Annotated in this window: 8 protein-coding genes and 1 other RNA gene; 8 read left to right on the top strand and 1 reads right to left on the bottom strand. The window is 69.4% G+C overall.

Annotation, left to right across the window (positions count from 1 at the left end; translation table 11 throughout):
- Positions 1-388: 388 nt before the first annotated feature.
- From pruA to EYA84_RS20615, 8 genes are all read left to right on the top strand, one after another.
- Positions 389-2,017 carry an L-glutamate gamma-semialdehyde dehydrogenase gene (gene pruA, locus EYA84_RS20650; RefSeq protein ID WP_131054691.1) on the top strand — a complete coding sequence of 543 codons (1,629 nt, stop codon included), beginning with the start codon at positions 389-391 and terminating at the stop codon, positions 2,015-2,017.
- Between the two features lie 248 nt (positions 2,018-2,265).
- Entirely contained in the window at positions 2,266-2,781 is a 516-nt protein-coding gene (locus EYA84_RS20645; RefSeq protein WP_131054690.1) for a PadR family transcriptional regulator, read from the top strand.
- An 84-nt stretch (positions 2,782-2,865) separates the two neighbouring features.
- Positions 2,866-3,987 carry a peptide chain release factor 2 gene (gene prfB / locus EYA84_RS20640; RefSeq protein ID WP_131054689.1) on the top strand — a complete coding sequence of 374 codons (1,122 nt, stop codon included), beginning with the start codon at positions 2,866-2,868 and terminating at the stop codon, positions 3,985-3,987.
- Positions 3,988-4,105: 118 nt separating this feature from the next.
- On the top strand, positions 4,106-4,786 hold the full coding sequence (gene ftsE, locus EYA84_RS20635) for a cell division ATP-binding protein FtsE (RefSeq protein ID WP_117229384.1): 681 nt from the start codon (positions 4,106-4,108) through the stop codon (positions 4,784-4,786).
- A gap of 68 nt (positions 4,787-4,854) precedes the next feature.
- Entirely contained in the window at positions 4,855-5,730 is an 876-nt protein-coding gene (gene ftsX, locus EYA84_RS20630; protein ID WP_131054688.1) for a permease-like cell division protein FtsX, read from the top strand.
- 133 nt (positions 5,731-5,863) lie between these two features.
- Entirely contained in the window at positions 5,864-6,343 is a 480-nt protein-coding gene (gene smpB / locus EYA84_RS20625) for an SsrA-binding protein SmpB (RefSeq protein WP_131054687.1), read from the top strand.
- 107 nt (positions 6,344-6,450) lie between these two features.
- Positions 6,451-6,826, top strand: a transfer-messenger RNA (tmRNA) gene (ssrA, locus tag EYA84_RS20620).
- Positions 6,827-6,919: 93 nt separating this feature from the next.
- Positions 6,920-7,888 carry a hypothetical protein gene (locus tag EYA84_RS20615; protein ID WP_131054686.1) on the top strand — a complete coding sequence of 323 codons (969 nt, stop codon included), beginning with the start codon at positions 6,920-6,922 and terminating at the stop codon, positions 7,886-7,888.
- A 55-nt stretch (positions 7,889-7,943) separates the two neighbouring features.
- Here EYA84_RS20615 and EYA84_RS20610 read toward each other — a convergent pair.
- The coding region (locus EYA84_RS20610; RefSeq protein WP_236145873.1) for a thiamine pyrophosphate-dependent enzyme at positions 7,944-8,530 on the bottom strand (587 nt) is incomplete at its 5' end.

Below are 8,530 nucleotides of genomic sequence, written 5' to 3'. Positions count from 1 at the left end.
ATATGTGTATAAGATACAGGGCTGCGCAGCGGTCGAACCGCCGGGCTGGTCGCTCATCGTCTTCCCTTCACCGCCGGGCCCGACGACCTGGCCCGGGTACGTCACCGGCAACCCAGCGTACGCGTCCCGCCCGATGACCGGCCCGAAGCCCGAGCGCCGCCCACGCCGCCTGTCTTTCTTCGGCCGTACGCCCCATTGGGGCACGAATCCATGCCGGAGAAGGAGAAGTGCCTCCTGATCGACGGTCGTCGGGCGGTCGGGGTGTGATCGACAGAGGCTGGACGTGGGAGTATTGGCCCAGGTCCCGCCACCGTGGGACGGTTTCGTCACCGCGTCCCGCCATCGCGGGACGGGTTCGCCATCGCCGTCGAGATCGCCAGGAGCCCTGATGGACGCCGTGTTCTCCGTACCCGAGCCACACAACGAGCCGGTACGCGCCTACGAGCCGGGCAGCACCGACCGGGAACGGCTCCAACGGCGGCTGACCGAACTCGCCGCCGAGCGTATCGACCTGCCGATGACCATCGCCGGCACCCAGCGGATGGCCGGCGGCGACCCGATCGACGTGGTCCAGCCGCACCGGCACGCGCACGTGCTCGGGGTGACCGGGCACGCCACCCGGGACGACGCGCGGGCCGCCGTCGCGGCGGCCAAGGAGGCCGCCCCCGGCTGGCGGGCCCTGCCCTTCGAGGAGCGCGCGGCGATCTTCCTGCGCGCCGCCGAACTGCTCGCCGGTCCGTGGCGCGACACCCTCAACGCGGCCACCATGCTCGGCCAGTCGAAGACCGCCGTGCAGGCCGAGATCGACGCCGCCTGCGAGTTCATCGACTTCCTGCGGTTCAACGTGCACTTCGCCCGCAAGCTCCTCGCCGAGCAGCCGATGTCCTCGCCCGGGGTGTGGAACCGGTTCGACCACCGGCCGCTGGAGGGCTTCGTCTACGCGGTCACCCCGTTCAACTTCACCGCGATCGCCGGGAACCTGCCCTCGGCACCGGCCCTGCTCGGCAACACCGTGGTCTGGAAGCCAGGCCCGACGCAGCAGTTCGCGGCGCACTTCACCATGCGGCTGTTCGAGGCGGCCGGGCTACCGCCCGGCGTGATCAACATGGTCACCGGTCGGGGCGAGGAGGTCTCCGACGTGGTGCTGGCCGACCCCGACCTGGCCGGCATCCACTTCACCGGCTCCACGAAGGTGTTCCGGCACCTGTGGCGCACGGTCGGGGAGAACATCGCCGGCTACCGCGGCTACCCGAGGCTGGTCGGCGAGACCGGCGGCAAGGACTTCGTCGTGGCGCACCCCAGCGCCGACGTCGACGCCCTGCACACCGCGCTGATCCGGGGCGCCTTCGAGTACCAGGGCCAGAAGTGCTCGGCCGCCTCCCGGGCGTACGTGCCGCGGTCGGTCTGGGACGGCGGCCTGCGCGACCGGCTGGCCGCCACCGCGGACGGGCTCGCCTACGGCGACGTCACCGACTTCCGCAACTTCGGCGGCGCGGTCATCGACGACAAGGCGTTCGCCCGGCACACCGCCGCGCTGGACCTGATCTCCGGCGACGACAGTTGTCGGGTCATCGCGGGCGGCACCGCCGACGACTCGGTCGGCTGGTTCGTCCGCCCGACGATCTTCGAGTGCGGCGATCCCGCCCACGAGACCTTCACCACCGAGTACTTCGGCCCGATCCTCGGCGTGCACGTCTTCGACGACACCCGCTTCGACGACGTGGTCACCCAGGCCGAGTCGATCGCCCCGTACGCCCTGACCGGGTCGATCTTCGCCACCGACCGCCGGGTGGTCGAGGCGGTGGCCGAGCGGATGCGGTACGCGGCCGGCAACTTCTATGTCAACGACAAGCCGACCGGCGCGGTGGTCGGGCAGCAGCCCTTCGGCGGCGCCCGGGCCAGCGGCACCAACGACAAGGCCGGCTCCTGGCACAACCTGGTCCGCTGGACGTCGCCCCGGACGATCAAGGAGACCTTCGTGCCGCCCACCGACCACACCTACCCCCACATGGGCTGAGAGGTAGCGCGACGTAACCGGATGTAAGGAAGGGCCCCCTGCTAACGCCTCGTGTATAGGAAGGGACCCCTCCTTACATCCGGGCCTCGGCGTCGGGGTGGGTGCCGGGGGTGTGGGTGGCCGGAACGGTGCAGGTGGGGCGGCTGCGGGGCACCGTCGTGCGCCGACAGTGCACATAGGAAACCCCAATGGGTGGCGAAACGGTGAAATCCTGGACGCCGGCTCAGCAAAGTGGCAGCGTAAGCGGCATGGCGGAATCCGGAGTCAACCCCACGGCGGCGGCCCTACTCGGGCTGCTCCACGAGGGACCCATGACAGGTGGCCAGTTGATGGCCGCCGCCGAGCGCCGACTGGCGCCGTACTGGTCGATGACCCGCAGCCAGGTCTACCGGGAGTTGCCGGTGCTGGCCGAGCGGGGCTTCGTCCGGCTGGGCAAACCCGGGCCGCGGATGAGTCAACCGTACGCGATCACGGCCGCCGGCAAGCGGACATTCTCCCGCTGGCTCGCGGAGGACCCCGGGCGGGACACCATCCGCAACCCGATCGCCCTGCGTATCGCCTTCGGGCAGTTGCACTCGTCGAGCCAGCTCAAGAACCTCCAGGTGGCGGCCAACGAGTACCACACCGAGGCCCTGGCCCGGGTCCGTGAGCAGGTCAAGAGCGCCAAGAAGGAAGGCGACAACTTCGACGCCAGCGCGTTGGAGTTCGCCGTGGCCTACCACAAGGCCGCCCTGACCTGGCTCAAGAGCGCCCCCGTCGGCTGACGACCCGCCCGGGCAGGGGGTATTTGGCCCGGGACTGCGGGGCTCGCAAGCTCACTCCTCGCCCGAGCAGTAGTCTTGTCTGTCGTGACCGCTGCCGACTACGCCGAACAGCTCAAGGACCTCGACGCCACCCTGCGCAACATCGAGGCGGTGCTCGACCTCGATCGCCTGCGCGCGGACAAGGCCCGCCTGGAGCAGGAGGCGTCCGCCCCGGACCTGTGGGACGACCAGGCCCGGGCGCAGCAGGTGACCTCCCAGCTCTCCTACGTCAACGGGGAGATCGACAAGCTCGGCAGCCTGCGCGCGCGGATCGACGACGCGAACGTGCTGCTGGAGCTCGCCGAAGCCGAGGCCGACTCCGGTGTGCTCACCGAGGTCGAGACGGAGATCGCCGGACTGGGCAAGGCCGTCCAGGAGATGGAGGTCCGCACCCTGCTCTCCGGCGAGTACGACTCCCGGGAGGCGCTGGTGGCCATCCGGGCCGGCGCCGGTGGCGTGGACGCGGCGGACTTCGCCGAGATGCTGCTGCGGATGTACCTGCGCTGGGCGGAACGGCACGGCTACCCGACGGAGGTCTACGAGACCTCCTACGCCGAGGAGGCGGGCCTGAAGTCGGCCACCTTCACGGTGAAGGTGCCGTACGCGTACGGCACGCTCAGCGTGGAGTCGGGCACCCACCGGCTGGTGCGGATCAGTCCGTTCGACAACCAGGGCCGGCGGCAGACCAGCTTCGCCGGGGTCGAGGTGCTGCCGGTGGTGGAGCAGACCGACCACATCGACATCCCCGAGAACGAGATGCGGATCGACGTCTACCGGTCGTCCGGACCGGGTGGACAGAGCGTCAACACCACCGACTCCGCCGTGCGGATCACGCACATTCCGACCGGCATCGTGGTGACCTGCCAGAACGAGAAGTCGCAGCTCCAGAACAAGGCGTCGGCGTTGCGGGTGCTCCAGGCCCGGCTGTTGGAGCGCAAGCGCCAGGAGGAGCAGGCCAAGCTCCAGGGCCTGAAGACCGACGCGGCGGGCTCCTGGGGCGACCAGATGCGGTCGTACGTTCTGCACCCTTATCAGATGGTGAAGGATCTGCGGACCGAGCAGGAGACCGGCAACCCGAGTTCCGTCTTCGACGGTGAGCTGGACTCCTTCATCGAGGCGGGCATCCGCTGGCGCAAGCAGCAGCAACTGGCCGGCGACAGTGCGTGATCGATCGTGGGCGGATTGCAGCATCGATCTCCACCTGACGTGCTGATTAGATGACATGGCCCGCAACGGCGGGGCGTGGGACTTGGCACGACAGTTACACCGCGTAGACTCACCACCCGTGATTCAGCTTGAGCAAGTGACGAAGACGTACCCGAAGGCGTCGCGGCCTTCGCTCGACAACGTGTCCGTGTCGATCGACAAGGGCGAGTTCGTCTTCTTCATCGGCCCATCCGGCTCCGGCAAGTCCACGATCATCAAGATGCTGCTCCACGAGGTGGCCCCCAACAAGGGTCGCGTCGTGGTGAACGGCAAGGACGTGACGTCGATGCGCTCCTGGAAGCGCCCGCACTTCCGTCGCTCGATCGGCTGCGTCTTCCAGGACTTCCGGCTGCTGCCGAACCGCACGGCGTACGAGAACGTGGCCTTCGCGCTCGAGGTGATCGGCAAGACCAAGGCGGTGGCCCGCCGGGTCGTGCCGGAGGTCCTGGAGCTGGTCGGTCTCGGCGGCAAGGAGCACCGTTACCCGCACGAGCTCTCCGGTGGTGAGCAGCAGCGTGTGGCGGTGGCCCGGGCGTTCGTGAACCGCCCGCTGATCCTGCTGGCGGACGAGCCGACCGGAAACCTGGACCCGGACACCTCCATCGAGATCATGCGCCTGCTGGACCGGATCAACCGCACCGGCACGACCGTCGTGATGGTCACGCACGACTCCAACATCGTGAACCAGATGCGGCGCCGCGTCATCGAGATCGAGAGTGGGCGCATCGTTCGCGACCAGGCCCGCGGCGTCTACGGGTGACGAGCGCAACCCACCGCACCCCGATCTGACGACGAACACCTCACGCCGGAGAGCCGGAGGAAATCCCGATGCGGATGAAATACGTCCTGTCCGAGGTACTGGTCGGACTGTGGCGCAACGTGACCATGACCATCGCGATGATCATCACGATGGGGGTCTCGCTGACCATGCTCGGCGCCAGCGGCCTGATCTACACCAAGGTCGCCGACATGAAGCAGCTCTACTTCGAGAACATCGAGGTCTCGATCTTCCTTGAGGCCGATGTCTCCGAGGAGCAGCGGACCGCGATCGCCGGCCAACTGGAGGCCGACCCGCTGATCTCGCAGGTCACCTATGTCAACAAGGACGAGGCGTTCCAGCGCTTCCAGGAGATGTTCCGCGACTCGCCGGACCTGCTGAGCGCGGTCAAGGCCGACCAGCTGCCGGAGTCGTACCGGCTCAGGCTGGTGGACCCGGAGCAGTACCGGACCATCGCCGACCAGTACACCGGGACGGCCGGCGTCGACCAGGTCGTCGACCAGAGTCAGGTGCTCGACAAGATCTTCAACCTCTTCACCGCCGGGCAGAACATCGCACTCGTCGCGGCCGTCGCGATGGCTGTCGCGGCGCTGCTGCTGGTGGCCAACACGATCCAGGTGGCGGCGTACAGCAAGCGGCGTGAGGTCGCGGTCATGAAACTGGTCGGTGCCTCCAACTGGTTCATCCAGGCACCGTTCGTGCTGGAGGCGGTGGTCGCCGGTCTGATCGGCTCGGTCCTCGGCCTCGGAGCGCTGGTCGCCTTGAAGGTGTTCCTCTTCGACGGCGCGCTCAGCGCTCTCCAGGGGCTCTTCGCGCCGGTGAGCTGGGGCGAGATCCTGCTGACCTTCCCGATCATGGCCGGTGTCGGTGGTTTGATCAGCGCGGTCACCGCCTGGGTCACCCTCCGCTTCTACCTGCGGGTCTAAGGCAGCCTCGGCAGGGCCCGCCAGCGTCGGAATAAACGGCGCGGGCGGGCCCTTGTCGTTCGGGTAGCATGATCTCCGCTCTGCGGCGGGCCGCGTCGCCGGCCGGGAGCGTTCACGAGAGAGGGGGCCGGCGATGCCACGGGAAAAGGGACGCAAGGTCGTCGCCTCCAACAAGAAGGCCCGGCACGACTTCGCCATCCTCGACACGTACGAGGCGGGCATGGCGTTGACCGGCACCGAGGTGAAGTCGCTGCGGGCCGGGCGGGCGTCGCTCGTCGACGCGTTCGCCCAGGAACGTGACGGCGAGATGTTCCTGCACGGGATGCACATCCCCGAGTACACCCAGGGCACCTGGACCAACCACGAGCCCCGGCGGACCCGGAAGTTGCTGCTCAAGCGGCTGGAGATCGACCGGCTGATCGGCAAGATCCGGGAGAGCGGTCTGACGCTGGTGCCGTTGCAGGTCTACTTCCAGGACGGCTGGGCCAAGGTGGAGATCGGCCTCGCCAAGGGCAAGAAGGCGTACGACAAGCGCCAGGACCTCGCCAAGCGGGACGCGGACCGGGAGATCGCGCGGGCCGTCGGTCGGCGCGGCAAGGGGATGGATAGTTGATTTGTCCGGATCATCCTTTTCCTGGTCGGTCGACCCGGGCTCGGGATGAATCCGGTTGCGGCAGGCGTTAGGCTTGTCGGAGTCGCCGGAGTCCGGCGGCACGTCGAGGGGGTGACTGGTTTCGACTTCGTGTGTTGCGGCAGGGGAAGCGAGCCGAGGAAGCCGACGTCGTCTCGAGAATCGTTCGTCGGAAACCAATAAGCGCCAAGAACAATCGCGCTGACTTCGCTCTCGCCGCCTGAGGCGAGTAGTGAGTCTGTCGGCCTGGGAGCGCCTTCGACCCAGATAGCCGGCATCAGCTAGAAGGCTGGCCAACCGGACCCGGTCGCGGGGTCCGTGCGGCGAGATTAATCAGCGACTGGGCCCGTCACACCGACTCGCTCGCGTGATCGGAGGGGCCGAGTAGAGGCACAGCGAGCTGCGCTCGGAGAAGCCCTGACAAGGCAGCGAAGGACCCGGGTTCGATTCCCGGCACCTCCACCCCCGTACTGCGCGCCCCGGTCGTCACGACCGGGGCGCGCAGTCGTTCCCGCCCCGGCTGCGGAACCCCGTCGGGCGTTCACCCGTCGAACCGGTATGCGCCGATCAGTCGCCCTGTTGGGCCTGCCCCTGATGATGATCGTGGCCGGATGCGCTCCGGTGGGAACCGAGCCGGACGAGTCCGGAGCCGCGTCCGGCCAGTCGGGTGGCCCGAAGGACCGGCAGGGGGCGTTCACCCAGCGGGCGGCGGCGGTGGCGCAGGCATGGCAGCCCGACGACGCGTGGACCACGGGATTCGTACCGTTGCAGGAACCCACCGTGCTCGTCGGCGACCCCGACTTCACCCCACAGACCAAGACCGCCTTCCAGGCCGGGTGGTACCGCGCCACCGTGGACCTGCCCGACCGGAAGCCGGCCGACGGCACCGTACGCTTCCCGGACGGGTCGGCACGGGTGCCGCTGGTCAGCGCGGCGCAGGCGTACCGCGAACTGCGCCAGGGCGACCCCGGCGCCTGCCCGGGGCCGACGGACCCCGCCATCCCGCCGGCACCCGCGCCGGGCGGTGGACCGGACAGCGCGGTCGGCAGCCGGCCGCAGGGTGACTGCGTCGCGCTCACCGTCACCAGGGTCGAACTGGGTACCGCGCCGGTACACACCGCCCGGGGGGCGGCGCAGGTGCCGGCATGGCTGTTCACCGTGCCGGAGATCGGCGCGGTGGTGGCCCGGGTCGCGGTCGCGCCCGAGGCGGTCGCCACCCCGCCCGCGCCGGTGCCGCCGTCCGAGACGCCCGAACCGGGCCTGGTGGGCGCGCAGGACATCGAGGCGGTCGAGGGGACGACGCTGAGGTACCGGCTCGGGGTGGGCAGCTGCGACACCGAGATCACCCCGTTGGTCTGGGAAGAGGACCACGTGATCGTGGTCGGCGGCACGGTCGTGCCGCCGACCGGCGGCTGCGACGAGATGCTCAACCTGCACCCGGCCGAGGTGACGCTGAAAGCCCCGGTGGGCGCGCGCCCCGTCCTGGACGTGCTCAGCGGTTCCCCGCTCCGCGTGGTCGCCGGCTGAGATGTAAGGAGGGGACCCCTGCTATGCACGAGGCGTTAGTAGGGGACCCCTCCTTTCACAAGATCGGGGGGATGTCGGTGCGGATGGGGACGGGCAGCACGGTCGGACCGTCGGCGCGCAGCGCGGTGCCGAGCGCCTCGCCGAGCCCGTCCGGAGTGTCGACCACGGTGGCGGCACAGCCGTAGCCCCGCGCGATCGCCGCGATGTCCAATCCGGGCAGGTCCAGCCCGGGTACGCCGGGCGTCTGCTTGAGGTCGGCGAACGCCTTGAGGATGGCGTACTGCTGGTTCACCGGCACCACCACGGCCAGCGGCAGCCGCAGTCGGGCGGCGGTCCACAGCGCCTGCACCGAGTAGTGGAACGAGCCGTCGCCGATCACCGCGATCACCGGTCGGTGTCGGCCGGTGTCGCGTTGTGCCAGCGCGATGCCGACCGCCGCGGGCAGCCCGTAGCCGAGCCCGCCGCTGGCCATGGTGAAGTACGAACCGGGCCGGGTGAACCGCAGCCGCCGCCGCAGGGCGGAGAGGTTCGACGGCGACTCCTGCACCAGCACCCCGTCCTCGGGCCAGTGCGCGGCCAGCGCGGCGAAGAGGGCGTCGGCGCTGAGCGGGACGGTGTCCGCCACCGCCGAGGGCTCGGCGC

The organism is Verrucosispora sp. SN26_14.1 (assembly GCF_004307965.1).
Lineage (GTDB): Bacteria > Actinomycetota > Actinomycetes > Mycobacteriales > Micromonosporaceae > Micromonospora.
Note: the sequence above shows the minus strand (reverse complement) of the source record. Positions and strands in the feature narration are given on the sequence as shown.

Coding starts and splice junctions, on each gene's coding strand:
- pruA (WP_131054691.1), top strand. CDS start 389: ATGGACGCCGTGTTCTCCGTACCCGAGCCACACAACGAGCCGGTACGC.
- EYA84_RS20645 (WP_131054690.1), top strand. CDS start 2,266: ATGGCGGAATCCGGAGTCAACCCCACGGCGGCGGCCCTACTCGGGCTG.
- ftsX (WP_131054688.1), top strand. CDS start 4,855: ATGCGGATGAAATACGTCCTGTCCGAGGTACTGGTCGGACTGTGGCGC.
- smpB (WP_131054687.1), top strand. CDS start 5,864: ATGCCACGGGAAAAGGGACGCAAGGTCGTCGCCTCCAACAAGAAGGCC.
- EYA84_RS20615 (WP_131054686.1), top strand. CDS start 6,920: ATGCGCCGATCAGTCGCCCTGTTGGGCCTGCCCCTGATGATGATCGTG.